Origin of the sequence: Xylanimonas oleitrophica, assembly GCF_003244315.1 — a bacterium.
Taxonomy (GTDB): Bacteria; Actinomycetota; Actinomycetes; order Actinomycetales; family Cellulomonadaceae; genus Xylanimonas_A; species Xylanimonas_A oleitrophica.
Window position 1 is genome coordinate 62,713 of record NZ_QKWH01000004.1, and the last position, 25,991, is coordinate 88,703.

The 25,991-nt window shown below is 70.6% G+C and carries 28 protein-coding genes and 2 tRNA genes; 20 read left to right on the forward strand and 10 right to left on the reverse strand.

All coding sequences use genetic code 11. The features are described from left to right. Nucleotides 1-56: 56 nt before the first annotated feature. Nucleotides 57-1,328 carry a serine--tRNA ligase gene (gene serS / locus DNL40_RS07500; protein WP_111250634.1) on the forward strand — a complete coding sequence of 424 codons (1,272 nt, stop codon included), beginning with the start codon at nt 57-59 and terminating at the stop codon, nt 1,326-1,328. Further along, nucleotides 1,325-2,131 (forward strand): HAD family hydrolase, encoded by an 807-nt coding sequence (locus DNL40_RS07505; RefSeq protein WP_281268441.1) that lies wholly within the window; start codon nt 1,325-1,327, stop codon nt 2,129-2,131. Before serS ends, DNL40_RS07505 begins: the two co-directional genes overlap by 4 nt. A 73-nt stretch (nt 2,132-2,204) precedes the next feature. On the opposite strand, the gene map is transcribed toward DNL40_RS07505, so the two are convergent. Beyond that, nucleotides 2,205-2,990 carry a type I methionyl aminopeptidase gene (gene map / locus DNL40_RS07510; RefSeq protein ID WP_111250636.1) on the reverse strand — a complete coding sequence of 262 codons (786 nt, stop codon included), beginning with the start codon at nt 2,988-2,990 and terminating at the stop codon, nt 2,205-2,207. A 286-nt stretch (nt 2,991-3,276) separates the two neighbouring features. Between map and DNL40_RS07515 the strand changes: the two genes are divergently transcribed. The 3 genes from DNL40_RS07515 to DNL40_RS07525 all read left to right on the forward strand — a co-directional run bounded on the left by DNL40_RS07515 (nt 3,277) and on the right by DNL40_RS07525 (nt 6,745). Continuing rightward, nucleotides 3,277-4,677 (forward strand): ABC transporter substrate-binding protein, encoded by a 1,401-nt coding sequence (locus DNL40_RS07515; protein ID WP_111250637.1) that lies wholly within the window; start codon nt 3,277-3,279, stop codon nt 4,675-4,677. 125 nt (nt 4,678-4,802) lie between these two features. Beyond that, the gene (locus DNL40_RS07520) at nt 4,803-5,792 is read left to right on the forward strand and encodes a carbohydrate ABC transporter permease (protein ID WP_111250638.1); all 990 of its coding nucleotides are present in this window, start codon (nt 4,803-4,805) and stop codon (nt 5,790-5,792) included. Beyond that, a complete protein-coding gene (locus tag DNL40_RS07525; protein ID WP_111250639.1) occupies nt 5,789-6,745 on the forward strand; it encodes a carbohydrate ABC transporter permease in 957 nt (318 codons plus the stop codon). The genes DNL40_RS07520 and DNL40_RS07525 overlap by 4 nt, the downstream gene beginning before the upstream one ends. A gap of 86 nt (nt 6,746-6,831) precedes the next feature. Here DNL40_RS07525 and DNL40_RS07530 read toward each other — a convergent pair whose 3' ends face one another. Both DNL40_RS07530 and DNL40_RS07535 read right to left on the reverse strand, forming a co-directional pair. Beyond that, nucleotides 6,832-7,119: a hypothetical protein gene (locus tag DNL40_RS07530; RefSeq protein ID WP_111250640.1), complete on the reverse strand. Its 288-nt coding sequence runs from the start codon at nt 7,117-7,119 to the stop codon at nt 6,832-6,834. A 146-nt stretch (nt 7,120-7,265) separates the two neighbouring features. After that, nucleotides 7,266-7,715, reverse strand: coding sequence for a DUF805 domain-containing protein (locus DNL40_RS07535; RefSeq protein ID WP_111250641.1), 450 nt, complete (start codon nt 7,713-7,715; stop codon nt 7,266-7,268). A gap of 131 nt (nt 7,716-7,846) precedes the next feature. On the opposite strand from DNL40_RS07535, the gene DNL40_RS07540 reads away from it, so the two are divergent. The 7 genes from DNL40_RS07540 (at nt 7,847) to DNL40_RS07570 (ending at nt 11,651) form a co-directional block, all read left to right on the forward strand. After that, nucleotides 7,847-8,773 carry a Ppx/GppA phosphatase family protein gene (locus DNL40_RS07540; protein ID WP_111250642.1) on the forward strand — a complete coding sequence of 309 codons (927 nt, stop codon included), beginning with the start codon at nt 7,847-7,849 and terminating at the stop codon, nt 8,771-8,773. Nucleotides 8,774-8,834: 61 nt separating this feature from the next. Then, nucleotides 8,835-9,707, forward strand: a complete 873-nt coding sequence (locus DNL40_RS07545; protein WP_111250643.1) for an EamA family transporter — start codon at nt 8,835-8,837, stop codon at nt 9,705-9,707. A gap of 107 nt (nt 9,708-9,814) precedes the next feature. Beyond that, nucleotides 9,815-9,906 (forward strand) — tRNA-Ser (locus DNL40_RS07550). Between the two features lie 161 nt (nt 9,907-10,067). Beyond that, nucleotides 10,068-10,140: transfer RNA gene (locus tag DNL40_RS07555), tRNA-Arg, on the forward strand. Between the two features lie 125 nt (nt 10,141-10,265). Beyond that, entirely contained in the window at nt 10,266-10,610 is a 345-nt protein-coding gene (locus DNL40_RS07560; RefSeq protein ID WP_111250644.1) for a hypothetical protein, read from the forward strand. Between the two features lie 307 nt (nt 10,611-10,917). After that, a complete protein-coding gene (locus tag DNL40_RS07565) occupies nt 10,918-11,061 on the forward strand; it encodes a cysteine hydrolase family protein (protein WP_218926013.1) in 144 nt (47 codons plus the stop codon). Further along, complete coding sequence (locus DNL40_RS07570) at nt 11,058-11,651, forward strand: GlxA family transcriptional regulator (RefSeq protein ID WP_111250645.1); 594 nt, start codon at nt 11,058-11,060, stop codon at nt 11,649-11,651. The genes DNL40_RS07565 and DNL40_RS07570 overlap by 4 nt, the downstream gene beginning before the upstream one ends. Before the next feature lie 273 nt (nt 11,652-11,924). Here the strand turns inward: DNL40_RS07570 and DNL40_RS07575 are convergent, their stop codons facing one another. From DNL40_RS07575 to DNL40_RS07600, 5 genes are all read right to left on the reverse strand, one after another. After that, nucleotides 11,925-12,290 (reverse strand): hypothetical protein, encoded by a 366-nt coding sequence (locus DNL40_RS07575; protein WP_111250646.1) that lies wholly within the window; start codon nt 12,288-12,290, stop codon nt 11,925-11,927. Nucleotides 12,291-12,916: 626 nt separating this feature from the next. Further along, the gene (locus DNL40_RS07580) at nt 12,917-13,555 is read right to left on the reverse strand and encodes a class I SAM-dependent DNA methyltransferase (RefSeq protein ID WP_111250647.1); all 639 of its coding nucleotides are present in this window, start codon (nt 13,553-13,555) and stop codon (nt 12,917-12,919) included. A gap of 174 nt (nt 13,556-13,729) precedes the next feature. Beyond that, complete coding sequence (locus tag DNL40_RS07585) at nt 13,730-14,152, reverse strand: hypothetical protein (RefSeq protein ID WP_111250648.1); 423 nt, start codon at nt 14,150-14,152, stop codon at nt 13,730-13,732. Nucleotides 14,153-15,064: 912 nt separating this feature from the next. Further along, nucleotides 15,065-15,193, reverse strand: a complete 129-nt coding sequence (locus DNL40_RS16585) for a transposase (RefSeq protein WP_218926014.1) — start codon at nt 15,191-15,193, stop codon at nt 15,065-15,067. A gap of 37 nt (nt 15,194-15,230) precedes the next feature. Next, a complete protein-coding gene (locus DNL40_RS07600; protein ID WP_111250650.1) occupies nt 15,231-16,682 on the reverse strand; it encodes an amidohydrolase family protein in 1,452 nt (483 codons plus the stop codon). Between the two features lie 418 nt (nt 16,683-17,100). On the opposite strand from DNL40_RS07600, the gene DNL40_RS16390 reads away from it, so the two are divergent. The 5 genes from DNL40_RS16390 to DNL40_RS07620 all read left to right on the forward strand — a co-directional run bounded on the left by DNL40_RS16390 (nt 17,101) and on the right by DNL40_RS07620 (nt 20,564). After that, the gene (locus DNL40_RS16390; protein WP_179950997.1) at nt 17,101-17,274 is read left to right on the forward strand and encodes a hypothetical protein; all 174 of its coding nucleotides are present in this window, start codon (nt 17,101-17,103) and stop codon (nt 17,272-17,274) included. 267 nt (nt 17,275-17,541) lie between these two features. Continuing rightward, a complete protein-coding gene (locus tag DNL40_RS07605; protein WP_111250651.1) occupies nt 17,542-18,318 on the forward strand; it encodes an SDR family oxidoreductase in 777 nt (258 codons plus the stop codon). A gap of 8 nt (nt 18,319-18,326) precedes the next feature. Then, nucleotides 18,327-18,914, forward strand: coding sequence for a flavin reductase family protein (locus DNL40_RS07610; protein ID WP_111250652.1), 588 nt, complete (start codon nt 18,327-18,329; stop codon nt 18,912-18,914). A gap of 49 nt (nt 18,915-18,963) precedes the next feature. Then, nucleotides 18,964-19,758, forward strand: a complete 795-nt coding sequence (locus DNL40_RS07615; RefSeq protein ID WP_111250653.1) for an SDR family NAD(P)-dependent oxidoreductase — start codon at nt 18,964-18,966, stop codon at nt 19,756-19,758. Nucleotides 19,759-19,829: 71 nt separating this feature from the next. Further along, nucleotides 19,830-20,564, forward strand: a complete 735-nt coding sequence (locus DNL40_RS07620; RefSeq protein ID WP_111250654.1) for a glucose 1-dehydrogenase — start codon at nt 19,830-19,832, stop codon at nt 20,562-20,564. Between the two features lie 191 nt (nt 20,565-20,755). On the opposite strand, the gene DNL40_RS07625 is transcribed toward DNL40_RS07620, so the two are convergent. Next, entirely contained in the window at nt 20,756-21,592 is an 837-nt protein-coding gene (locus DNL40_RS07625; RefSeq protein ID WP_111250655.1) for a helix-turn-helix domain-containing protein, read from the reverse strand. A 225-nt stretch (nt 21,593-21,817) separates the two neighbouring features. Here DNL40_RS07625 and DNL40_RS07630 point away from each other — a divergent pair, with 225 nt between their 5' ends. The 3 genes from DNL40_RS07630 to DNL40_RS07640 all read left to right on the forward strand — a co-directional run bounded on the left by DNL40_RS07630 (nt 21,818) and on the right by DNL40_RS07640 (nt 25,148). Next, the gene (locus DNL40_RS07630; protein WP_111250656.1) at nt 21,818-22,120 is read left to right on the forward strand and encodes a DUF1330 domain-containing protein; all 303 of its coding nucleotides are present in this window, start codon (nt 21,818-21,820) and stop codon (nt 22,118-22,120) included. A gap of 329 nt (nt 22,121-22,449) precedes the next feature. Beyond that, nucleotides 22,450-23,214 carry an ABC transporter ATP-binding protein gene (locus tag DNL40_RS07635; RefSeq protein WP_111250657.1) on the forward strand — a complete coding sequence of 255 codons (765 nt, stop codon included), beginning with the start codon at nt 22,450-22,452 and terminating at the stop codon, nt 23,212-23,214. Next, nucleotides 23,211-25,148, forward strand: coding sequence for an ABC transporter permease (locus DNL40_RS07640; RefSeq protein WP_111250658.1), 1,938 nt, complete (start codon nt 23,211-23,213; stop codon nt 25,146-25,148). Before DNL40_RS07635 ends, DNL40_RS07640 begins: the two co-directional genes overlap by 4 nt. A gap of 50 nt (nt 25,149-25,198) precedes the next feature. Here DNL40_RS07640 and DNL40_RS07645 read toward each other — a convergent pair whose 3' ends face one another. Continuing rightward, entirely contained in the window at nt 25,199-25,987 is a 789-nt protein-coding gene (locus DNL40_RS07645; protein ID WP_111250659.1) for an SDR family oxidoreductase, read from the reverse strand. Nucleotides 25,988-25,991: the final 4 nt, after the last annotated feature.

A 25,991-nucleotide genomic window follows, 5' to 3' on the forward strand; every position in this document is an offset into this window, starting at 1 on the left:
GACCGGCCGGTGGGATCTCGGCGCCTGCCAGGACCACGGCGGTTAGGCTTCGGTGCGTGATCGACCTCCGCCTCCTGCGCGACAACCCCGACGTCGTCCGCGCGAGCCAGGTGGCTCGCGGCGACGACCCCGCCCTCGTCGACGCCGCGCTCGACGCCGACGCCCGCCGGCGCGCGTCCCTGGCGGAGTTCGAGTCCCTGCGCGCCGAGCAGAAGGCGATGGGCAAGCAGGTCGCCCAGGCGCAGGGCGAGGAGAAGCAGCAGCTGCTCGCCCGCACCAAGCAGCTGGCCGAGGACGTCAAGGCGCGCTCGAAGGAGGCGGACGAGGCCGCCGCCGAGCTCGACGGGGTGCTCTACCGCATCGCCAACGTCGTCGAGGGCGCTCCCGCGGGCGGCGAGGACGACTACGTCGTTCTCAAGCACGTGGGCACCCCGCGCGACTTCGCGGCCGAGGGGTTCGAGGCCCGCGACCACCTCGAGCTGGGCGAGGGGCTGCGCGCCATCGACACCGCCCGCGGCGCCAAGGTCTCCGGCGCCCGCTTCTACTTCCTCACCGGCATCGGCGCCCGCCTGGAGCTCGCGCTGCTCAACGCCGCGATGGACCAGGCCGTCGAGGCCGGGTTCACCCCCGTGATCACGCCCACCCTGGTCAAGCCCGAGACGATGCGCGGCACCGGGTTCCTGGGCCAGCACGCCGACGAGGTGTACCACCTGGAGAAGGACGACCTGTACCTGGTCGGCACCTCCGAGGTGGCGCTCGCCGGCTATCACGCGGACGAGATCGTGGACCTGTCGGCCGGCCCGGCCCGCTATGCCGGGTGGAGCGCCTGCTACCGGCGCGAGGCCGGCTCGGCGGGCCGTGACACCCGCGGCATCATCCGGGTCCACCAGTTCCACAAGGTGGAGATGTTCAGCTACTGCCGCCCCGAGGACGCCGCGGAGGAGCACCAGCGGCTGCTCGCCTGGGAGGAGGCCATGCTGGGCAAGGTCGAGCTGCCGTACCGGGTCATCGACACCGCGGCGGGCGACCTGGGCTCGAGCGCGGCCCGCAAGTTCGACTGCGAGGCGTGGCTGCCCACCCAGCAGCGCTACCTGGAGCTGACGAGCACGTCGAACTGCACCACCTTCCAGGCCCGCCGCCTGGGTGTGCGCGAGCGCACCGAGGACGGCTCGACCCGCACGGTGGCCACCCTCAACGGCACCCTGGGCACGACCCGGTGGATCGTCGCCATCCTCGAGAACCACCAGCAGGCCGACGGGTCGGTGCGGGTGCCCGAGGGGTTGCGGCCGTACCTGGGCGGCCTCGAGGTGCTCGAGCCGGTCGCGTGACTGCCTCTCCCGTGTCGCCGTGGCTCGTGGCCCTCGACATCGACGGCACCCTGGTCCACTACGACCAGACGATGTCCGACGCCGTCCTGGCCGCGGTGCGGGACGTGGCCGCCGCCGGGCACCACGTGGTGCTGTCCTCGGGTCGCTCGCTGGTGGCGATGACGCCCGTGGCGGAGCTGATCGGGCTGAAGACCGGCTGGATGGTGTGCTCCAACGGGGCGGTCACCGTGCGCCTGGACCCCGAGGTGCAGGGCGGCTGGGAGGTCACCGACACGCTCACGTTCGACCCGGAGCCGGCGCTGCGCCTGCTGTCCGAGCACCTGCCCGGCGCGCGCTTCGCGGTCGAGGACGTGGGCACCGGGTTCCGCCTCAACGAGCTGTTCCCCGACGGCGAGCTCGACGGTGAGCACCGCGTCGTCACGCTCGAGGAGCTGTGGGACGACGAGGTGACGCGCATCGTGGTGCGCAGCCCCGAGGCCACCAGCGACGACTTCCACGAGCTGGTGCAGCGGCTCGGGTTCGACGACGTCACCTACGCCGTCGGCTGGACCGCGTGGATGGACATCGCCCCCAAGGGGGTCTCGAAGGCGACCGGTCTGGAGACCGTGCGGGAGCGGCTCGGTGTGCCCAGCGAGCGCACGCTCGCGCTCGGCGACGGGCACAACGACGTCGAGATGCTGCGGTGGGCCGCCCGGGGCGTGGCCATGGGGCACGCCGAGGAGGCCGTGAAGGCCGCCGCGGACGAGGTCACCGGCACGGTGGAGGACGACGGCGCGGCCCAGGTGCTGCGCACCCTCCTCTGAGCGCGCCCGTACCCCTCGCACGACGGAGCCCTCCACCCCGGCCGGGGTGGAGGGCTCCGTCGTGCGGTGCGGCTCAGTCGCGAGCGGTCAGCACCAGCGGGCCGTCCTCGGTGATCGCGATCGTGTGCTCGCTGTGGGCACCGCGCGAACCGTCGGCCGAGCGCAGCGTCCAGCCGTCCGGGTCGGTGTAGATCTCGTCCGTGGTCTCCAGGAACCACGGCTCGACGGCGATGACCAGGCCCGGCTTCAGCGGGAAGCCGCGGCCGGCGCGCCCGTCGTTCGGCACGTGCGGGTCGCCGTGCATGGTGCGCCCGACGCCGTGGCCGCCGAAGTCGGTGTTGATCTCGTAGCCGGCGGCCCGGGCCACCTCGGCGATGGCGGCCGAGATGTCGCCGATCTTGTTGCCCGCCGTGGCGGCTGCGATGCCGGCGGCGAGGGCCTCCTCGGTGGTGCGGATCAGCTTGCGGTCGAGCTCGGCGCGCTCGCCCGTCACCTCGTCACCGCCCACCACGAACGACACGGCCGAGTCCGAGACCCAGCCGTCCACCGACGCCGCGAAGTCGATCGACAGCAGGTCGCCGCGCTCCAGCACGTAGTCGTACGGCAGGCCGTGCAGCACCGCGTCGTTGACCGACGTGCAGATGACCTTGCCGAACGGCATCGCGCCGAACGAGGGGTGGTAGTCGATGTAGCACGACTCGGCACCCCGGTCCTTGATCATGCCGTGGGCGATCGCGTCGAGCTCCAGGAGGTTGACGCCGGGCTTCGCGGCCTCGCGCACCGCCGTCAGCACGCTGGCGACGAACCGCCCCGCGGGCCGCATCTGCTCGATCTCCTGCGGGCTCCTCAGCTCGATCATCGGGCTCTTCTTCCTCCACCAGCGCATCGGACAATTCTGCCCGCAAGCATCCCACGGTTCACGCCGGCGGTGGGGTGCCCTGTGCCACCCTGCCCGCCCCCGCGCCGTCGGGCACGTTGCAGCTTGGTCACAGAACCCGCTTTCTGGGCTGCGAGCAGGGCGTTCGCCCCGGTGTCCGGTTGCGTGACCACCACCCTCGCTGTCAGGTTTGTTGCCAGCGAGGCAGGGTGCGTCATGGCGCCCTACCACCAGCCGTCATGACCACGACGTAGTGGAAGGACACACGATGACACCGACATCGAGCGCCCGGCGCCGCCGGACGATGCTGAAGGCGGGGGCTGGAGCCTCGGTCGCCGCGCTCCTGCTGGCCGCCTGCGCGGACACCGACTCCGGGGACGGAGGCGGCGGCGGGGGTCAGGCCGCCGAGCGGGGGTCCTACGAGATCGACTGCTCCAAGTACGACGAGTTCGGCGACCTGGACGGCACCACGGTGCACGTGTACACCACGATCGTCGAGCCCGAGGGCACCGCCCACCAGGCGTCCTACGAGCCGTTCACCGAGTGCACCGGCGTGCAGATCGAGTACGAGGCGTCCCGCGAGCAGGAGGCCCAGCTCCCCGTGCGCGTCCGGGCAGGCAACCCGCCGGACATCGCGATCGTGAACCAGCCCGGCCTGCTGGAGACGCTGGTCCGCCAGGACGACGCGGTGCTGCCGGCTCCCGCGCAGGTCGAGGCCGAGGTCGACGAGAACTTCTCCGCGGAGTGGAAGGAGTACGGGACCGTCGACGGCACGTTCTACGCCGCCCCGTACGACGCCAACGTGAAGTCGTTCGTCTGGTACTCGCCGTCGGCGTTCTCCGACGCCGGGTACGAGGTGCCGGAGACGTGGGACGAGCTCATCAGCCTCAGCGAGCAGATCGCGTCGGCGGGCGACGTCAAGCCGTGGTGCGTGGGCGTCGAGTCGGGCGCCGCGACCGGCTGGCCCGGCACCGACTGGATCGAGGACGTGGTGCTGCGCACCGCCGGCCCCGACGTCTACGACCAGTGGTACCAGCACGAGATCCCGTTCAACGACCCGCAGATCGTCGAGGCGTGGGACACGGCGGGCGAGATCCTCAAGAACGAGGACTTCGTCAACGCCGGCCTGGGCGGCGTCGACTCCATCGCCACGACCGCGTGGGACGGCGCCGGCTACGGCATCCTCGACAACACCTGCTGGATGCACCGCGCCGCGAACTTCTACCAGGCGCAGTGGCCCGAGGGCACCGAGGTGGCCGAGGACGGCGACGTGTGGGCCTTCTACCTGCCGGCCGAGACCACCGACGAGCGGCCCACGCTGGTGGCCGGCCCGTTCATCGCGGCCTTCACCGACCGCCCCGAGGTGCAGGCGTTCCAGACGTACCTCGCCAGCGCCGACTGGGCGAACGCCAAGGCCGTGGCCACCCCCGAGGGCGGCTGGGTCAGCGCCAACCAGGGCCTCGACCCCGAGAACCTGGCGACCGACTTCGACCGCCTGGTCTACGAGACGCTCACCGACGAGGCCACGGTCGCGCGGTACGACGCCTCCGACCTCATGCCCTCGCAGGTCGGGTCCGGCACCTTCTTCACCGGGATCGTGAACTGGCTGACGGGGCAGAGCACGCAGCAGGTCCTCGACCAGATCGAGAACACCTGGCCGACGTCCTGACGCCGTCCGGCACCACCGCGTGACGCGGAGCGGGGCGGGACCTGCGAGGTCCCGCCCCGCACCACTCCCGGCGGGCGCCGCCCGCCGCCCCGCGGACGCACGAAACCTGAGGAAGGAGAGCCGTCGTGGACTGGCTCCTCGCGGCCGACTCACCGGCCCAGAAGCTCACCGTCATGGTGGTGGCGATCGCGCTGTTCGTCGCCGTCGTGGGCCTGATCCTGTTCCTGGTCGACCGGCCCAAGAACCCCCCGAGGTGGGTGGTGGCGCTCGGGTTCGTGGGGCTGCCGCTCGCCGGCCTCGCGTTCGGCCTGGTCTACCCCGGGCTGGTGACGATCAAGAACTCGTTCTACAACCGCGACGGCAGCCAGTTCGTCGGGCTGGACAACTACGTCACCGCGCTGACCACCGACCAGTTCCTGATCGTGCTGCGCAACACCGCGATCTGGGTGCTGGTGGCACCCGTGCTGGCCACGCTCATCGGCCTCGTCTACGCCGTGGTGGTGGACCGCAGCCGGTTCGAGCGGGTCGCCAAGGCGCTCATCTTCCTGCCGATGGCGATCTCCATGGTGGGCGCCAGCATCATCTGGAAGTTCGTCTACGAGTTCCGGCCCGACCAGCCCGGCGTGCAGCAGACCGGCCTGCTCAACCAGGTGCTCGTGTGGTTGGGGATCCCGCCGCAGCAGTTCCTCATCAACCAGCCCTGGAACACGCTGTTCCTCGTGGTGGTGCTGATCTGGATCCAGAGCGGCTTCGCGATGACGCTCCTGAGCGCCGCCATCAAGGCGATCCCGGACGACATCATCGAGGCGGCCCGGCTGGACGGCCTCAGCGGGTTCGGGCTGTTCCGCTACATCACCGTGCCGAGCATCCGGCCGGCGATCGTCGTGGTGATGACCACGATCGCGATCACCACGCTCAAGGTGTTCGACATCGTCCGCACCATGACGGCGGGCCAGTTCGGCACCTCGATCGTGGCCAACGAGTTCTACACGCAGTCGTTCGGGCAGAACAACGCGGGTCTGGGCGCGGCGCTGGCCGTGCTCCTGTTCATCCTGGTCATCCCGATCATCGCGTACAACGTGCGGCAGCTGCGTCTGGCGGAGGAGGTCCGATGAGCAGGGACGTCACGGAGCCGGCGGTGGTGCCGGCCGGGGTCACGAGCACGCCCGCCCCCACGGCGCGGCGGGGGCTGGGCGGCCGGGCCGCCAAGGCGCGCCGACGGCTGTCGAACCCGTGGGCCTCGGGCATCGCGATCTGCCTGGCGGTGCTGTGGTCGATCCCCACGCTCGGCCTGCTGGTGACCTCGTTCCGCCCCGAGCTGGACATCCGCCGCAGCGGCTGGTGGACGGTGTTCGGCGACGCGGCCGCGGGGGAGGGCGTGTTCACCTTCCGCAACTACGAGACGGCCCTGTTCGGCAGCTCCACCAGCCTGGCGGACTACTTCATCAACTCGGTCGTGATCACGCTGCCCAGCGTGCTCATCCCGATCAGCGTCGCCCTGCTCGCGGCGTACGCGTTCGCGTGGATCGACTTCCCGGGGCGCGACTGGCTGTTCATCGTGGTGTTCGCGCTCCAGATCATCCCCATCCAGGTGACGATGATCCCGCTGCTGACCACCTATGTGAACGTCGGCATCAACGGGTCGTTCTGGCCGGTGTGGCTGTCGCACTCGATCTTCGCGCTGCCGCTGGCGATCTTCCTGCTGCACAACTTCATGAAGGACATCCCGCCGTCCCTCGTCGAGGCGGCCCGGGTGGACGGCGCCGGGCACGTGAAGATCTTCTTCCGCGTGGTGATGCCGCTGCTCGTGCCGGCCATCGCGGCGTTCGGGATCTTCCAGTTCCTGTGGGTGTGGAACGACCTGCTCGTGTCCCTGGTGTTCGCGGGCGGCACGCCGAACGTGGCACCGCTGACGGTGCGGGTGGCCGAGATGGCCGGTTCGCGCGGCGGTGACTGGCACATCCTGTCGGCCGGGGCGTTCATCTCGATGATCGTGCCGCTGATCGTGTTCCTGTCGTTGCAGCGGTACTTCGTGCGAGGCCTGCTCGCCGGCTCCGTCAAGGGCTGACCCCTGACCGCCGTTGGGGGCGGGAGACTCGCCGCAATCCGGTCGGGATTGCGGCGAGTCTCCCGCCCACAACGTTGTGTGGTGGGTCAGGCGGGGTGCCAGCGGTTGCCCCACCGGCGGGTCACCCGCGTGCCCCACGTGTCCGCGAGGCGGTCGACGGCGTCCTGCACGTGCTCGGCCACCTGGTGGGCGTCGCCGTCGGTGTCGGCCATGAACCGCACCGTGATGCGGGCCTGGCCGCGCACCACGCCGACGTCCCACGCTTCCACCGTGGCCAGCTCGCGGGCGGCGTCGGCCGCGGCAGGCAGCACCGCGGCCGGGTCCGCACCCGGCTGGAGGGTGCCGACGGCGAGGGTCACGCGGTAGGAGGGCACCGGCCGATCCTGCCAGGCGCTCAGCACAGGACGAGGACGGCGGCCCCGGAGACCCCGGGACCGCCGTCCTCGTGCACGGCCGGGCGAGCGTCACGACGGCCACAGGAGGCCGTCGGTGCGCGCCGGGCACCGCCGTCGGGCTGACGTCAGACGGTGGGCGCCTGCGTCACGACGCCCGGCTGGATGCCGTAGCCGGTCTCGCCCTTCGGGTCGGGGCCGAAGCGGTTGGGGCCACGCGTGCCCTCCAGCGCGTAGAAGACCAGCAGCACGATGTTCCCGACCGGCACGAGCGAGAGCAGGATCCACCAGCCCGAGCGGTCACCGTCGTGCAGGCGGCGCACCTGGACCGCCAGCGTGGGCAGGATGAGGCTCAGGTACACCAGGAAGAACAGCAGCGACACCACCAGCGTCGCCGCACCGGGGTCCCCGGTGACCGGGTCGGCCGTCGAGGCGGCCACCGCGACGAAGACGATCCCGAGTGCGACGAAGGAGAGGTTCACGGCGAGCAGGTACCACCACAGCTCCGAGCGCCGAGCACGGCCGGAGAACGTGGCGTACTTGCTGAGGACGGACTTGATGGAGTCCACGAAGGACATGGGTGCTCCTTGAAGACGGGCGGACAGCGCACCAGGAGGCTAACCGCGGCGACGAGCGGTCGACAGGGGAAGAACTCCCCGTCCCTGTGCGCCGCCCGGGGTCGAGCGCGCCGTCCCGCTAGCGTGTCCCCGTGCGACTGGGCGTCATCGACATCGGCTCCAACACCGTCCACCTGCTGGTGCTCGACGCCGCGCACGGCGCGCGGCCCGTGCCCGCGGCGTCGGACTCCACCACCGTGCGCCTGATGCGCTACCTCGAGCCGGACGGCTCCATCTCGCCCGACGGCGTCGCCGCCCTGGACGCCGCGGTGACCCGTGCGGCCGCCGTCGGCCGAGAGCACGGCACCGAGGGCACCCTCGCCATCGCCACCTCGGCCCTGCGCGAAGCCACCAACGGGCCCCAGGTGCTCGCCCTGCTCACCGAGAGGGCCGGGGTGCCCATCGAGGTGCTCTCCGGCGGTGACGAGGCCCGCCTCACCTTCCTGGCCGCACGCCGCTGGTACGGGTGGGGCGCAGGGCGCCTGCTGCTGCTCGACATCGGGGGCGGGTCCCTCGAGATCGCCGCCGGCACCGACGAGGACCCCGACGTCGCCCTGTCGGTGCCGCTCGGCGCCGGCCGCATGACCCGCCGGTTCCTGTGGGAGAACGACCCGCCCGCGCCCGACGACGTCGCCCGCCTGCGCGAGCACGTGCGCGCCACGCTCGCCGACGCCGTCGGCCCCGCCCTCGCCGCCCAGCGCCCCGACCACGTCGTCGCCACTTCCAAGACGTTCCGCTCCCTGGCCCGCCTGGCCGGGATGCCGCGCGAGGTGCTCGGCAACGGGCACCGCTACCGCATGCAGCGCGCCAACCTGGAGGACTGGGTGCCGCGGCTGGCGCGGCTGTCCTCCCAGGACCGCACCGTGCTGCCCGGCATCGGGCCGGGCCGGGCCCGCCAGATCGTGGCCGGGGCCGTGGTGGCCGAGGAGGCGATGCGCGCGCTGCGCGTCGAGGAGGTCGAGATCTGCCCGTGGGCGCTGCGAGAGGGCGCCATCCTGCGGCAGCTCGACCGGCTCTGACCCGGCCGGTCCACGGCGGGCGCGACATCTGCGCGAGACGAGGCGCGGATACGCTGCCCGCGTGCCCAGCGCCCTCGCCCCCGCCGCGGTGGACCGCGTCCCCGCGCCGCTGCTCTTCGTCGTCTCGGGGCTGACCCTCTACGCGGGAGCCGCGGTCGCCGTCGGGCTGTTCGACCGGATCGACGCACCGGCCGTGGGCTGGTGGCGCATCGTGCTCGCCGCCGTCGTCCTCGTGGCGTGGCGGCGGCCGTGGCGGCGCAGCTGGACGCTGCGCGAGCTCGGCTGGGCGGCGCTGTTCGGCGTCGCGCTCTCGGCCATGAACGTCGTGTTCTACGTGGGCATCGACCATCTACCCCTCGGCGTCGCCGTGGCCATCGAGTTCTGCGGGCCCGTGGCTGTCGCGGCGATCACGGGCCGCGGGTGGCGTGAGCGCGGTGCCATCGGCGTCGCAGCCGCCGGGGTGGTGCTGCTCGCCGGCGTCACCCTCGAGTCCGACCTGCCGCGTGCGGACGTGCTCGTGGGGCTCACCGCCATCGGAGCCGCCGCCGCCTGCTGGGCGGGGTACATCGTGCTGGGCAAGCGCGTGGCCGGGGCAGGCAGCGGCATCGACTCCCTGGCCGTCGGCATGGTGGCCGGGGCGCTCGTGTTCGCCCCCGTGTTCGGGCGCACCGCCGCCACCGTGGTGCCCGACCCGCAGGTGCTCGGCTTCCTGTTCGTGGTGGCGCTCTGCTCGTCCGTGGTGCCCTACGTGCTCGACCAGGTGGTGCTGCGGCGCATCGGCACCGCCGCCTTCTCCGTGCTCACCGCCCTCCTGCCCGCCACCGCCGTGGTGGTCGGGGCCGTGGTGCTGCAGCAGGTGCCCACCTGGCCCGAGCTGGTGGGCCTGACGCTCGTCTCCGGGGCCATCGTCATGACCGCCCGCGCCCGCGCCTGAAAGGCCCGCGCCGCCGCGAACACGCAGGTGGAGGCGCTGCGGGCGAGGCGCTTTGGTCCCAGGGCTCCGTCCAGGTACTCTGGCACGCGCGGTGGAGTACACCGCAAGGAGACGTCGCATAGTCAGGTCTAGTGCGCCACCCTGCTAAGGTGGTAACGGGGCAACCCGTTCGAGGGTTCAAATCCCTCCGTCTCCGCCAGGAAGGTCCCGGCTGCCGTGAGCCCGGGGCCTTTTCTGTTCCTCCGGACAGGTCGAGGTGCGCCGTGTGGTGCGTCACGAACGGTCAGCACGGTTTGGGGAACCGCGTGGAGTCGTTGTAGTGTTCTCGACGGCCGGTCAGCCCCAGGGCAAGTCGGCCACGCGCCCGTAGCTCAACGGATAGAGCATCTGACTACGGATCAGAAGGTTGGGGGTTCGAATCCCTCCGGGCGCACACCATCGACAGAGCCCTCGTCCACCGGACGGGGGCTCTCGTCGTTCACGAGGCGAAGTGTGGGCGCGTAGCCCTGCGAGAGCGGGCGGTACAGCTCTCCGACCTCGACGCCCAGGACTCGGGACATGTGGACGACCGGAGAGAGCGAGGCCGACCGGTACCGCGACTGGCACGCCAGCGTGTCGGCGACCGAGTTGGCCCAGCGCGTCGGTGACCGCGCCGCGGCGTTCGCCCGCCGACCCGCGGACGAGCGTGCGCAGCTCGCTGTGGCCTGGACCGCCTACCGCGCCCGCTGGGGACTTCCCGCACCAAGCACCGGCCGCGACGTGACCCGTCTTCCCGAGGGGCGCCTGCTGGGCAGGCCTGAGCCCGCCACCGACGACCGGGTGCTCTTCGACTACGACGCGTGGCCCACGATCTTGCGATGGCTAGGGGGCCGAGGCCGCCCCGCTGAGATAACCTGGCGTTGAAGGCGGCAGGCAGTGTTCAGTACACAGCCCAGCCGCCTTCACACATGCCGGGCCCCGTGCGATGTCGCCGGGGACCGCGTCGCCGTCGAGGTCACCGGTGCCTACGCCGGCAGCCCCTGCGCGAGTACGCCGCCCAGCACGTGAGCAGCTTCAAAGTTGCGCGTGTCCGGGCAACAAGCCCAGCCGTGCCTGTTCCCGTAGCGGAACGCCCCGAACCGCTGGGAGTGCGTGTCCGTGACCAGATCGTTCCGCTTCTGGCCCGGATCGCGCCTGCCGCGCGGATGCGGCCACGCCCCAGGATCGGACCATGAACCGTGCACTGATCGTGATCGACGTCCAGGAGTCCTTCCGAGCGAGGGATGCATGGGGCACTGTCGCCAACCCGCGCATCGTTGATCCGGTGAACCGACTCGTCCGGCTGGCTCGAGCCCGAGGCGATCAGGTGGTCTGAGTGCTGCTCTCGGTCAGGCCGGCCTGCTGGACGGACGCAGATGCACCACCCACCACCAGCTGCAGGAGGAGCTTGCGTCCCGGTATCCACGTGCTCGTGTCATCGAGGACGTGCTGTTCACCGATGACGGCGGTGTGGTGACCTCGGCCGGTATAGCGAGCGGCATCGACCTGTCACTGCACCTGCTGGCTGCCCGCCACGGCCCGGGGCTGGCCTCACAGGTCGCGCGCGACCTGGTCGTCTACGGGCGACGGAACGGGAACGAACCGCAAGCGAGCGCCATGACGGCCCATCGAGCGCACCTGGATGACACCGTTCATCGAGTCCAGGACTACATCGACGGCCACTACACCGAGACGTTGCCGCTGTCCCGGCTGGCGAGCCTCGCTGCGGTCAGCCCGCGGACCCTCACCCGCGCTTTCGCACGGGCGATCGGGTTGACCCCTCTGCGCTACCAGCAGGCGCTGCGGCTGGATCACGCCGAACGCCAGCTCGCCGCAGGCACCACGGTGGAAGCAGCCCCAGCGAGCGTGGGCTTCGGAGATGCCCGGATGCTGCGTCGTCTGCGGCGGTCGCGAGGTGACGCATGAAGATCAGTGCCGACCTGTGATGACCTGCTCGAGTCGTACTCGTGAGACGCGCGGTGCGGTGGCGGAAGGGCTCGTACGGCCAACCGCTGATCCTCCCCAGCGGCATTCCCCATGGCGCTGCGACCCGTGGTCGATGGCTCGACGAGCGTTCTGCTCGCTCTGCTCGGAGGCACACCGGGACTACCGGCGGGGCGGAACGCGGCTGCGCGCGGGCTGGCGCATCGTCAACTTCCGCTGCGCCGTCTGTTGACCGCGGCTCGGCGGTCGGTGTGGCTACATCCGTGCAGCTAGTAGGGCGTTCACGGTGGTCTGAGGGCTGAGCGGCAGAAAGTACGGGGCCCAGTCGGTCACGACGATGTCGCGCCCGGCACCGACTACGTGCGTGGCGAGCCAGGCGATGATCTCTGCCGCAAGCGTGCTCTCCGCTTCTACACTGATCCCTGTCCCGCCCGACAAGAGAGCCACGAGGGCGACGCTCTCACTGCCGTGGATGATGAGCTGGCCGTCGCTCATCGCGCACAGTTCGCCGATCGCGGGTTGCCAAATTGCGTCCGGCCACTGCTCTTGTGCTGCAATCACCACGGCGTCTGCATCGAACCAACGTGAGCCGTCGAGCGCTCCGATCAGGACATCAGCCATGGCTTGCCTCCATCATCGGCGTGCAGCCACGCCAGGCGCCCGGCTCGTCGTCGTGCTCGCGGGGTTCGGTGGTCACGTAGCGGTCCTTCCGGTGACGGTCATGGCCAGCAAGGGTGCGCAGCGGTGGAGCTCACTGCTGGGGGTAGGTGGGCAGGCGGGTCGAGGCGGCGGCAGTGGGCGCCCGTAGCGGGCTCGGGCCTCAGCAGTCGCTACGCGCACGGCCTCGGTCATCCACGCGGACAGGGACAGTACGCGATCGCCGCCGAGCCTGCGGTCGACGGCCACAGCCGCCCAGCCTGTGTCGATGCACCGCTCAGGCACGCGCAGATTGAGCCGAGTGGACCCTTGGGTGCGGTCCTCGGTAGGAGCTGGGCGAGCCGGGAGCGCTCGGCCGGCGGGCGGGCGGCGTGCCGCTCGATCGCCCGCCCGACCCAAAGAGCGAAGCCGTGGGGCGGGTCGTCCAGCAGCTCCAGGTCGACCAGGTAGGCCGAGCGTGCCTGGGCGTAGGTGAGCGAACGCCCTCCGAGCGCACACCATCGGCAGAGCCTCGTCGACAGGACGGGGCTCTCGTCGTTCACGAGGCGAAGCGTGGGCGCATAGGCCCTGCGAGAGCGGGCGGTACGGCGTCACGGCCCGTGCTCCACGTGACCTCGCCCGCGGATCTTGTCGGATCTGCCCGAGCGGGGAGCGGCTCCAGCCTCTACGACGTTGTGTGCGTCGAAGACGACCTTCTTCTCCGCATCGACCTCGGTGACTTCCAGCCACTCCCGCAGGTGTCCGAACTCTGTGCGTCGCTCACCGGCGGTGGTCTCTGGGGTCCACTGCTCCCACTCGCGTGCGGTGGGGTTCCGGCTCTCGAAGCTGAACACACCGCCGGACCTGAGCGCGCCGGCCACGCACGCCAGCGCGCCCGGAAGCTCTGCTGGGCCGATGTGCTGGATCGCGTTGCCGGTGCAGACGACCAGGTCCACGTCACCTGTCTGCGGAATGGCGGTGGCATCGCCCTCGACCCATCGCACCCGGTCGGAACCTTGCCGACTGCGGGCGATAGCAAGCATGGTCGGGCTGGGATCGACCCCGACGATCCTGCGCCCGGCCGCGTAGAAGGACCGGGTCAGCAGACCTGTGCCGCACCCGAGATCGACGATCGATCTGGCGCCCAGCTCGTTCGCGAGCGCGCGGTAGAACGCGTGGTCTGGGCCGTCGGGGTTGTCCAGGTCGTAGAGGGTCGCGAGCTGTGGATCGCCGTAAGGGTCCTCCTGCACGCCCCGAGCCTAGAGTCGCGTGCCTGCCTCGACCCACCGAATGTTCGTGATCTGTCCGTTCCGGCGGCGGCGAACCACCCGGCTCGTCACACCCGCCCTGTGGGCGGCATTCGCTTGTGAAGACCTCGTGCCTGCAAAGAACCTTCGGCACCGCACGTGCTGATCGCAGCTGGGCTAATCCCTGACGGCCTCGACGAGGGCGTTGTCGAGCTGTCCGGTCCGCAGCGCCTCGAGGCCCGACTCGGTAGCGCACAGGCGGTGGTTCTCGCCGATCCAGAGATCGTCGACGCCGGGCCGACCCGTGACCTTCATCCAGCGAAAGTTCGGAAGCTGGCCAGTGTGGAGCTCTGCGAAGTCAGGCGACCGGGTCACCTCTACATGGTCGAACTCGACACCGGTGATCCCACGCTCACGGAGGGCGTGCACGAGCCTCTCGGTCACGACATAGCAAGGGAACGTCGTCACGAGGTCGTCCCCGAACCAGTCGCTGAACTCGTAGTTGAGCCGCTTCACGCGGGGAGGGTGGACGGAGGCGTCCAGGATCGTCCCGGGGCCGAGCTCACCGGCAACCGCGGGCCGGATCGTGTACGTGGTCATGGGATCTCCGGTCTGAGCGGGGAGCCGTACTTGCGGTCCATCTCGGTAGCGAACTCGAGCAGTTCGTCGAGCGTCGCATGAGGGTGAGATGAGTAGAAGTCGTTCCACTCAATACGAAGGCGTGACAGGTGGAGCCTGGAGTTCGCCTCCGTGGGGATGCCCCGAAGGTTCTCCAATGAGTGCATCTGTTGCGGCTGGATCAAGCCGGGGTAGCGACGCATCGCCTGTTGCTCCACTGCGTGGTGGACCCATACGTTCCCTTCAAGCTCGGGATGCGCCCGGAAGAAGGTCCGGCGGTAGTCGCGTGACTCGGTCCAGCGCCTCTGGGCGCTCGGCGTGGAGCGGAAGCATCACCACCAACGCCGCCCCGTAGCGTCCGCGTCACCCCTCGCCGAGGACCCCACCCCCGCACGCGAGTGGTGGGGTCCTTCACGTTCCGCGCCCCGGCAATTCACCCGCTCCTAGGCCTGTGCGACCCGTGCGCTCTCGGCCTCGCTCCGGACCGTCCCCGTTCGACGCCGGAAGGAGGCGTCAATGACGGGCCTACAGCCCACTCGACACGGGAGAACTCATGACGAAATCGCGGGAGAAGACGACAGCGGGGCGCTGGCCGAGGGGCGAGAGAGCAGGACGTCGACGCCATGCTGCTGGTGCAGGCGAGTGCACACGTGCGGGTGCTGGGGTGGGTTGGGAGGCACCCCGACAACAACTTGCCCGCATGGCTCCAGCGCTACCTGGTCCGGCTGCTTGTCCGGGAATTGCTCAGGCTGCTCAGGGTCCTCGTGGACGAGGTGGGCAGGTATCTCAGATGGCGGTAGCGCTGACCAGCGGATCACAGTGCGCCGTGGCCCGAGGATCGCACGACGTCGTACTGGTGGCGCCGACCTGCTGGCGTCGCGGTCGAGGTCCGGGCTACGCCCTGGTCCACACGATGCAGGCAGACGGGACGACGACGGCGCGGTAGGTGATGGCGAGCTTGTCGTAGCGAGTCGCCAGCCCGGGCCACTGCTTGGTGTGGGCCTGACCAAGACCAGGCCTCATGGCGTCTCACCGACGTGTGGCGGCCGTGACCTAGCGCTCATGCTCGGCCGGGTACGGAGAGCGCCTCCGCCGCCGCCCCCGCGCGGTCGAGGATCTCGTCGCGAGAGGCGTGCACGCTGCGCCGCAGCGCGTCCACGTCGACGTCGACGAGCTTGCCGTCCCACTTCCGCACACGCCCGCCGACGAACACTCCGCGGACGTTACGGGGGTCGGTGCCGAGCACGATAGTGCCGACGGCGTCGTTGAGCGGCATGTTGTTGACCGCCTCGGCGTCGATCAGGAGCAGGTCGGCCTGCTTGCCCGGCGTGATCGATCCGGTCACGTGGTCGAGCCCGTTGGTCCGGGCACCCTGAAGGGTCGCGAAGTCGAGGACGTCGCGGGCGGTGATCCGCCGCACATCGACGTCCTTGCCGTAGGCGGCGTTCACCGCTCGCATCCGCTGGATCGCCAGGAGCGCGCGCATCTGGGTGAACATGTCGCTCACCAGCGCGACCTCGACATCGATGCTGAGCCCCGGCCGGATTCCGGCAGCCAGTGCCTCGTCAACGGCGGGGACTGCGGTCTCGAGCCCGATCTGTGCGTCTGAGGTGGGCGCGAGCGAGACAGTGGCTCCGGTGTCGCCCATCGCCTTCCACGCGTCGGCGGTCAAGCCGGTGCTGTGGATGAGTGTGGTGCTCGGGCCGAGGATGTCCTGGCGCGCCCACTCCACCACGGCGCGTGAGGACGGCTCGCCGAAGACGGCGTCGATGCTGACTCCGATTCCAAGCTCGCGTGCGACCGCCGCGAGCCGGGGCCCGTACGCGATCTCGGGTCCGGCGATCTCGTCTGTCGCCAGGGTGGCGACGCGCAGCGTGAGCAGCTGGTCGTCGGTGGGGAAGTAGGTGGAGCGCAGCCGGGTCAGATCGGCCGGCCACTGGTGTTCCCACTCGCCGAAGTGGGGCGCCATCGATGCGTGCACGCCGCGGATCCCCGAGTCGGCCAGCGCGGCGATGGCGCGGTCCGAGTGCTCGGAGGTGCGGGAGTTGTGGGCGAAGTCGAGCATGCAGGTGATTCCGCTGTCGAGCGCAGTCAGGGCGGCGAGCCGGGTACCGACGTACACGTCGTCGGGGGTCAGCACAGGGGCCACGCCGCTGAGCGTCGACACTACGTACTCGCCCAGGTCGTTCACGTCGGGGATGCTGCGTCGCAGCGTCGCCTCCCAAGCGTGGCGGTGCGTGTCCACCAGGCCGGGCGCGACGATGTAACCCGCGGCGTCGATGACGACGGCGTCGTTCTCGGCCCCCTGGGCGGAGAGGTCCGGTGCCACTGCCGTGATCCGGCTGCCTTCAACGAGCACGTCGCCTCGGGGCAGGTCTGAGACCGTCGGGTCCATCGTGACGACGTACGCACCCTTCACGAGGATGCGGCGATGCTCGTCAGCGGCGCTCTGGACCACGCGGTTCGTGACGGCGGAGCCGGCGTTCGGGGAGCTGGCGGGCTGGGAGTTCATGGGGTTTCCTTCCGGGTTGGTGGATTGGCGCCATGCTCGGGGCGGCGCCAGGACCGAACCAGGCTGTCGCGCACCCAGGAAGCGCGCGGCGACCTTGCCGGCCGAGGCGGCGCGGCGAGCCGGCAAGGCCGTCCGGTCCCCGCGTCCCGCCCCGGTTCCGGAGACGAACAGGGCAGGCTCGCCGCGCACGCCGGTACTAGCGTGCGGGGGTGTCTGTCCCGACCGTGCAGTCGGCCCTCGCGCTCCCCGAGCGCGAGCCCGCCGTCGTGCCCGACGGCGGTCTGCTCGTGGTCGACGCGAACCGGCGGTGGCTCACCCTCCACATGCCCTTCGCCGACCTTGGCGACGCCGGCCGGATGATGTCCGCGACCCCGCCGCCGCCACGTTCGTCGTCGACCGCCGGCACGAGGCGCACGACGTGGTGGCCGCTCTGTTGGACGGCGTCGACGAGGAGCGCACCAGGGAGGCGGCATGCGCTGCCGTCCGCCGGCTTCTGGAGGTGATTCCCCGCTTCGAGAGTCTGTGGAGCGGACGCCGTGTGCGGAAGTTCCGCGACACCTACGCGGTACGCAACCCGATCCGGGCGAGCTGACCTTCGACCGCAGGACCGTGCGCCACGACGGCCTTCTGTTGCGTGTCGCCACGCCGCGTCCGGCGACAGCGCGGCTACTCCCGCTGCTCGACCACCTGCCGGTCTGAGCACCGCGGCGCCGAACGGGAACGGCGCCCTCCCGTTCCGGGTACCTGGTTGCGCCACGGCTAGGAAACCGACGGCCTGGTTACCCCGCCCCTCGCCCGTGATTCTGGGTGCGCCCCCTCGATCGAGGGGGCGCGGGACACCGGAGAAGGAGTCGCGACGATGACCGGAATCATCATCCCTGGCGCCCTCGATGGACGCGTGGCCGTCGTCACGGGCGCGTCGAGCGGCATCGGCGAGGCCACAGCGGAGATGCTCGCGGCCCTCGGCGCCAAGGTCGCTCTGCTCGCGCGGCGCGCCGACCGCCTGGACGCCGCCGCGTCGCGTATACAGGGGAACGGCGGTACAGCGCTCGCGGTGCCCACAGATGTCACGGACCGCGCGCAGGTGCTAGTCGCCGCCGACCGCGTTGCGAGAGAGCTCGGCGAGGTGGACCTGGTGTTCGCGAACGCCGGCGTCCAGCTCATCTCCTCGATCAGCGACCTTAAGGCGGCGGACTGGGACGCCCAGATCGACCTCAACGTCAAGGGCGTCATGAATACGATCCAGGCGTTCCTGCCCGCCCTGGAGGCCGCCGCGGCGGCGGGCCGGACGGCGGACCTCGTGGCCACCTCGTCGATCGCCGCCACCCGGGTCTTGGAGAAGTTCCAGGTGTACTCGGGCACCAAGGCATACGTCAGCCACCTCACCCGCCTGCTACGCACGGAGCTCGGCCGCAAGAACATCCGCGTGTCGACCGTCGAGCCGGGCATGGTCGACACCGAGCTGCCCGACCACGTCACCGACCCCGACGCGAGCAAGCTCATGGCCGACCTGATCGAGCAGATCGACGTGCTGCAGTCCCGTGACGTCGCCGAGACGGTCGCGTTCGTCGTCGGGTTGCCGAAGCACGTGAACCTCACCGAGATCACGATCCTGCCGACGCAGCAGATCATCTGAGGGCCGTCATGACCGACCGACCGACCAACCGGCTCACCGACCGGTTTACGCGGTACCCGCTGGACAAGGTGCACCGGCTCTTCGAGCCGGGGCCCGTGGTGTTGGTCTCCACCTCGGACGGGCGGCACGCAAATCTCATGACCAACGGGTTCAACATGCCGGTACGGCACTCGTCGACGATCGCCCTGGTCGTCGGGCCGTGGGACGACACGTTCACGGCGCTGCGCGACACCGGCGAGTGCGTCGTCGGCATCCCGGGTCGCGAGCTCCTCGAGAAGGTCGTCGACATCGGGAACGTGTCGGGCGCCGACGTCGACAAGTGGGAACGCTACGGCCTCACCCCGGCGCCCGGGGAGGCGGTGCGGGCGCCGCTCGTGGCGGAGTGCTTCGCCAACGTCGAGTGCACCGTGGCCGACGACCGTCTCGTGGACGACCACGACCTGTGGCTGCTGCGAATCGAGCAGGCGTGGATCGACCCGGCTGCACCCGCGGGCGCGGAGATCCACCACCGCGGTGACGGCACGTTCTCCGCGAACGGTGAGCTGATCGACCTGCGGGCGCGCATGACCAAATGGGAAGCACTCACCCGCGACTGACGACCGGGGCGGCGGGTGCGCCGCGCTGCCAGAACGAGGGAGACGAGAGATGGAGATCCAGGGCAGGACCGTGGTGCTCACCGGCGCGACCAGCGGGATCGGCGCGGCGGCGGCCCGGCGGTTGGCGCAGGAGGTCGGGCTCCTGATCGTGCAGGGCCCAGAGTCCGAGGCAGACGTCTCGGACCTGCTGCGCGAGCTGCGGGCCGCGGGCAGTGCCCGGGTGGAGTACGTGAGTGCGGACTTTGCGTCGTTCGCAGAGGTCCGCCGCGCCGCGCGGTACGTGCTCAGGACCACGGACCGGATCGACGTGCTGATCAACAACGCCGGCGTGGCCGGCAGCAGGAGCCGACAGCTCACAGCTGACGGCAACGAGCGGACCCTCCAGGTCAACTACCTCGCTCTCGTGCTCTGGTCGGATCTCCTGGTGCCCGGCATGCGCGACGGCGCGCGCATCGTCAACGTCAGTTCGACGACGCACCGGATGACCTCACTCGCGTTGGACGACATCAGCCTCGCCCACGGATACGACCCGGTCCGGGCATACGCGCAGTCGAAGCTTGCGATCGTCACCTACTCGACGTGGCTCGCGGGCCGTCTGCCGCGCGGCATCAGCGTCGTCGCGATCAGCCCCGGTGTGATCAGCACCGCCCTGCTGCACTCCATGTTCGGCGGCGGTGGGGCACCGGTGGCCCACGGGGCGGAGCGCATACGCGAGGCAGTGCTCGCCGACGTCCCTTCCGGCACGTACATCGACGACGGCGACGTCGTCGCCGCCAGTGACGACGCCCTCGACGAGACCGCCCAGGACAGGCTCGCTGAGCTCACCCGGCGGCTGACCGCCTGACCTACGGAGCGGGACCTCGCTCCGTACCCCCGAGAAGCACCGAACAAGGTACACACGGAAGGGAACACCTCATGGGAAAGCTGGAAGGAAAGGTCGCCATCATCACCGGAGCCGCTCGCGGAATGGGCGCGGCGCACGCACGGCTCTTCGTGGCGGAGGGCGCCAAGGTGGTCCTCGCCGACGTGCTCACCGAGCAGGGCGAGCAGGTTGCCAAGGAGCTCGGTGACAGCGCTCGGTTCGTCGAGCTGGACGTGCGCGACCGAGACCGGTGGACCGTGGTGGTCGACACAGCCGTGCGCGAGTTCGGCCGCGTCGACATCCTGGTCAACAATGCCGGGATCTTCCGTCGCGAGCCGATCGAGTCGCACAGCCACGAGATGTGGGACGAAGTCATCGGCGTCAACCTGACCGGCGTCTGGAACGGGACGAAGGCCGTCATCGACGCCATGCGCGAGGCCGGCGGCGGGTCCATCATCAACATCTCGTCGACGGCAGGCATCACCGGCTATGCGTACCTGCCCGCGTACTCGGCCTCGAAGTGGGCGCTGCGCGGCCTCACCAAGGCGACGGCGCTCGACCTCGGTGGGTTCGGCATCCGCGCCAACACGGTGCACCCCGGATTCGTGCGGACGCCCATGACCGAGGATCTCGGTGACAACACCGCCAACGTCGCCTTGCACCGCCAGGCCGCGGACACGGAACTCTCACCTCTCGTGCTCTTCCTGGCGAGCGACGACTCTGCTTTTGCCACCGGCGGCGAGTTCATCGCCGACGGCGGCGAGTCGGCAGGCATCCCGGCTCGATAGTGAATGTTGGGCCGCCCTCCCGAGGGCGCAAGGAGGGCGGCCCCACTCACGGTCGACGAAGAACGGAGGCGCGGGGTCGCAGAAGACCATCCGGACCGACGTCACTGGGATCGCCGAAGGGGGCACGCTCGCACGCTGGCCCCTCCTGTGTGGCGAGCGACTCCTTCTTCTCTGGCGCGCGGAACCTCTGCTCAGCCGATGACCAGGTCGTCGTGGGTCGATGTCGTCGGCATCACCGAGAGCAGCTGGAAGGCCCGCTCTGCCGCGCTCCCCGGCTCGGCGCCGTACACGACCAACTGGTGCCCGGGCATCGCGGAGACCTCGAGCGCGTCGAAGTCGATCACGAACTCACCGACGTCGGGGTGCCGAAGCGTCTTCTGGTCGTGAGTCTTCGGAACCACTTCGTGCGCGGTCCAGAGTTCGGCGAAGTAGGTGCTGCCGGACGTGAGTCGGTCCAGAAGCTCCTTGCGGCGCGCTGTGCCGGCGTAGAGCCCGGAGGTGGCACGCAGGTTGGCGACGCAGCCGGTGGCGGCGCGCTCCCAGTCGACGTAGAACGTGCGGCCCGCCGGGTCGAGGAACACCATCTCGACAAGGTTGCGCGTCGTGGCGAACGGCCGGAACATCTGGGTCGCGAGCCGGTTCGTCGCCACGATGTCGAGCAGGGGATCGAGGACGAAACAGGCCGCTCCGGGCCAACGCTCCATCAGTCGAGTCAAGGTGGTGTCCGCCAGCTCCGGCGTCTGGGGGAGCTCGGGCACCCAGACGAGCTGCGCGAGCTCGTAGGCGTAGCGCCGCTCGTGGACGGTGAGGTCCAACGAATGTGCCAGGGCGTCCAGTACCTGCGCGGACGGGTTCGTCTCCCGCCCCTGCTCGAGCCGCGTGTAGTAGTCGACGCTCACGCCGGCGAGCAGCGCCACCTCGTCCCGGCGGAGGCCTGGGACACGTCGTCGCCCGGAGGATGGGAAGGGCAGCGCCTCGACCGAGGCGGCAGCTCGCTTGGCCCGGAGAAAATCGCCCAGCTCACTCATGTTCGGTCCCATCGGACGAGCGACGGTTGCGGTGTCCTGCCAACCTCCGCGAGGAGGGTCGCACGGTGATACGTGGCTACGCACGAATACTAACCGGCCGTTGTTGCTCAATCGAGGTCCGGCTGCGTCCGGCGCGAGGGTGGGTGTGACAGGGCGTGGTTCGACCTTGGCCGAGCTCGTATCTTCCACTGATCGAAAGCTCCCGATCAGTGGAAGGAGCCCCTCGTGGCTGCCTACATCAGCATCGACATGACTCCGCACGACCCCGAGGCCATCGCCGAGTACGAACGCAACGTGCAGCCGATCCTCGCCAGCTACGGCGGCCGCGTCATTGCGCGGGACGAGGACCCGATCATCGCGGAAGGTAGGCGAGAGCCGCGCCTGGCGGTCCTGATCAGGTTCCCCGACAAGGCGGCGTTCCGCCGGTTCTACGAGTCCGACGAGTACGCGCCATGGAAGGAGTTCCGGCTGCGTAACGCCACCGAGGACGCGATCGTCCTCGAGGGACCGGACGACCTCGCGGTCTGACCTGTCGTCACGCCGGGGCGGGTCGCCGCGCGCGTCCTGGATGCGCGGCGGCTCGCGGGAAGAAGAAGGTCGAGCCCCTTTTTCCCGCATCCCGGACCTTGAACTCGATCGGCGCACATGCGCGAGAGGGCAACGAACAGCTTCTTGACCCGGCCTGAACCGGTCCGTGACCGCCGCAGTCCGCCCACCGAGCGGTCGGTCTCCTCGACATCGACGTGGTGAGCAACAAGCGGGTCGGTTGGCCCCGGCCCGAACCTGCGGATAGCCGGAGGTTCGGGCGGTGGCCTGACGGCTAACTCCACAACACGTACTACGAATGGAATGGGGACATGACCACTACGGCATTTGAGCCGGCTCCTGCGGGGACCGGCACCGCACTGTCGCTCACCGGAGCGACACGCATATACGGTGCCGGAGAGACCGGTGTCATCGCCTTGCGCGACGTCTCGCTCGAGTTGCGCCAAAGCAGCTGGACCGCCGTCATGGGGCCCTCCGGGTCCGGTAAGTCGACACTGCTCCAGGTTGCCGCAGGGCTCGATCGCGTCGACAGCGGCCGAGTCGTCCTCGGCGGCACGGACATCACCCACGCCTCGGACCAGGAACGCACCGAGCTGCGCCGCGAGCGCATCGGCTTCGTGTTCCAGAACTTCAACCTCATCGGCGCGCTCACCGCCGAACAGAATGTCGCGCTTCCCCTAGAACTGGCGGGGCGCCCGCCCGGGCGTGACACGGTGCGGCAGGCGCTCGCGCTCGTCGGCCTGGGCGAGCGTGCCACCCACCGGCCGCGGGAGCTCTCCGGAGGCCAGCAGCAACGGGTCGCCATCGCACGGGCGATGATCACCCGCCCGCAGGTGCTCTTCGCCGACGAACCGACCGGTGCCCTCGACTCGGCGGCCGCACGGGTGGTGCTGGAGCTGATGCGCGAGATGACCCGCAGCGGGCAGACGATCCTCATGGTGACGCACGATCCAGCCGCAGCCGCGGCCGCCGACGAGACGGTCTTCCTGCGGGACGGCCAGCTGATCGACCGTGTCGCGGGCGCGGACGCCACCACGATCGCGAGCCGGCTCGTCGTGCTCGAGGCCAGGCGATGAACCGCCTCGCCCTCACGGGCTTCGTCGAACGCTGGCAGACCTACGTTGGCGCGTTCGTCACCGTGGCCTTCGGTGTCGGCCTCGTGCAGTCCTCGCTGCTGCTGCTCCTGTCCGTCGCCGGGATGGAGCCGGCCGGCGGAACCGACGCCGTGATGCGCGCCGCCTACGACAGCACCCGCCTGGTCGCCGTGACCGTCGTCTCGGTGACGCTGGGGTTCGGCGCGTTCCTCGCCGTGTTCATCATCGCTTCCACCTTCGCGTTCTCCGTCACAGAACGACGCCGCGACCTTGCACTGCTGCGCATCATCGGTGCCGATGTCTCCCAGCTGCGCCGCATGCTCCTGGCGGAGGCCGTCGTCCTCGGTTCGCTCGGGGCGGCAGTCGGCATCCCTGTCGGCGCCGCCCTGCAGCAGGTCCAGACCAGCCTGCTGACCAGGTTCGGATTCCTGCCGAACACCTTCACGGCCGCATGGCAGCCGTGGATCGTGCCTGCCTCGCTCGCGATGGGCATCGCTCTGACGCTCGCCGGGGTGGCGCTGGCGGCCCGGCGAGCGGCCCGGATCGACCCGCTCGACGCCCTCCGTTCGACGGGTGCGGCCGAGCGGCCGCTGAACCGAGCTCGTGCGGTGAGTGGGGGCGCGCTCGTCCTCGCGGCGATCGCACTGGTAGTCACGGCACCGTTCGGTGGCCTCGCCGGAGCGCAGGCGATGGCCATGTCGGCCGGGATCACTGCGGCCCTCGCGATCACGGTGCTCGCCCCGGTGCTGGTGCCGGCCGTCGTGTCGCTCGTGCCGCGGAGCTCCTCGCCGGTCACCCGGCTCGCCGTTGCCAATCTGCGGGACGCGACCACTCGCTCGGCGTCTACGGCGGCACCGTTGATCGTGCTTGTGGCGCTAGTCCTCAGCCAACCGATCGCCATGCTCTCGTTCGGCGACGCGGCCATGGCCCAGACGGTGCGCGGGACTGAGGCCGACCTGGTGCTGCGGTCCACGGGGTCGCCGGATGCGGATCCTCGCCAGGTCACCGGTGTGGCGAACGCGTCGACCGAGTGGACCGTGCCGGTCCGCGTCCAGCCGTCGGGGTCCGCGATCCCCGGCATGTCGGAGGAGGTCGCCGGTACGCCGCTGGCCGTGACCACCCAGGCCCTGGTGGTCGACCCCATCGAGTTCGGGGTGGCCCACCCCGGGGCAGCCGGAGCGGTCGACGGCCTGCGGGCCGGCGACGCGGCACCTGGGCCCGGAGCGGCAGGCCTTGGGCTCGGCACCGGCGGCACGGTCAGTATCGGAGGGCGCGACCTCGGTGCCGTGCGCCTCGGCGCCGAGGTCGCGGCCGGCAGCGGCGGCTCGGCCGGCGTCGTGCTCCCGCGTGACCTTGTGCCCCCGGACATCCTGCAGCGGGTGCCCGCCACGACGTTCGTCACGCTGGACGACGACGCTGACGCGGCCGCCGTGGCCACCGAGCTGGGCCGGCTCGGACAGGTGACCGATCTGGAGACCTGGGCGGCGGACGCAGGTGCGGCCGGGCAGGACCAGAACGCACGGGTGCTCGTCGTGGTGATGGCGGTCGGAGCGGCGTACGCGGTCATCGGGGTGGTCAACGCGATCGCGATCGCGACCTCGGGCCGGCGCTACGAGTTCGCCGTCGCGCGTGCGAGCGGCATGACGCGCTCCCAGTCCCTCCGGGCCGCGGTCCTGGAGACCCTGCTGGTCGGCGGGTCGGCGATCCTCCTCGGAGCCGTCGCGACAGCGACCACCGTGCTCGCGGTCCTGACATCGACGGCCCACGTCACAGGCGTCGCGACGTTGGACGTGCCCTGGCTGCTCGTGGCGGCGGTCGCGGGCGGCGGACTTCTCCTCACGGGCCTGGCGGGGTGGCTCACGGCCACTGGCGCGATGCGGCGTGAGCCCGCAGGTGTGCTGCTGGCCCGGGTCTAGGTGTACCCCGCCGGGCGGGCGACTGGTCCGCCCATCACGGGCGGACCGGTTCACGCCTGGCGGGTCGGCATCACGACGAGCTCCGCCACGTTGACGTTCGGCGGCAGGGACGCGGCGAAGACGACCGAGTGCGCGACGTCAGAGGGCGTCAGCGGCTGCTCCACGGCACGCATGCGGTTCAGCCGCTCCCGGGCGGTGGCGTCGTCGATCCCTGACCCGAGCGCGCTGAGCGTCGTCCCCGGCTCGACGTGCCGCACCCGCACACCACGCCCGGAGAGCTCGGCACGCAGGGTGCGGGACAGGTGGGCCCGGGCGGCAGCGGTGGCGGAGTACACGCTGAACTCGGGCAGAAGCAGGTGGGAGGCCACCGAGCCGACGAAGACCAGGTCAGTGGGCCGGTCCTCTGCGGCGGTCTCGAGCAGGTCGTCGATGAAGGCGCGAGCCGTGTTGAGCGACCCGACGATGTTGACGTCGACCATCGAGGCCCACTGCTCCTCCGAGGCGCGCTCGAACGCGCCACCGTACATCACGCCCGCGTTCGCCACGACCAGGTCGACCCGTCCAAGCGAACGGTGCACGGCGTCGCGGGCGTCGTGCAGCGCCTGCACGTCGGTCACGTCCGCGACCACACCGAGCGCACGAGCCCCGGGGACGACGGGGACCGCGCGCTCGGCCAGGAGCACGGACTCCCGCCTGTCCAGCGACGCCACACTGGCTCCGGCGTCCAGCAGCGCGCGGGCGACGGCCTGGCCGATGCCGCCGGCGGCACCGGTCACTACCGCCGTGCGAGAGCGCAGCAAGTACGGGTTGTCCTCCAGTCGAGCATCCTTGACCAGCATGGGT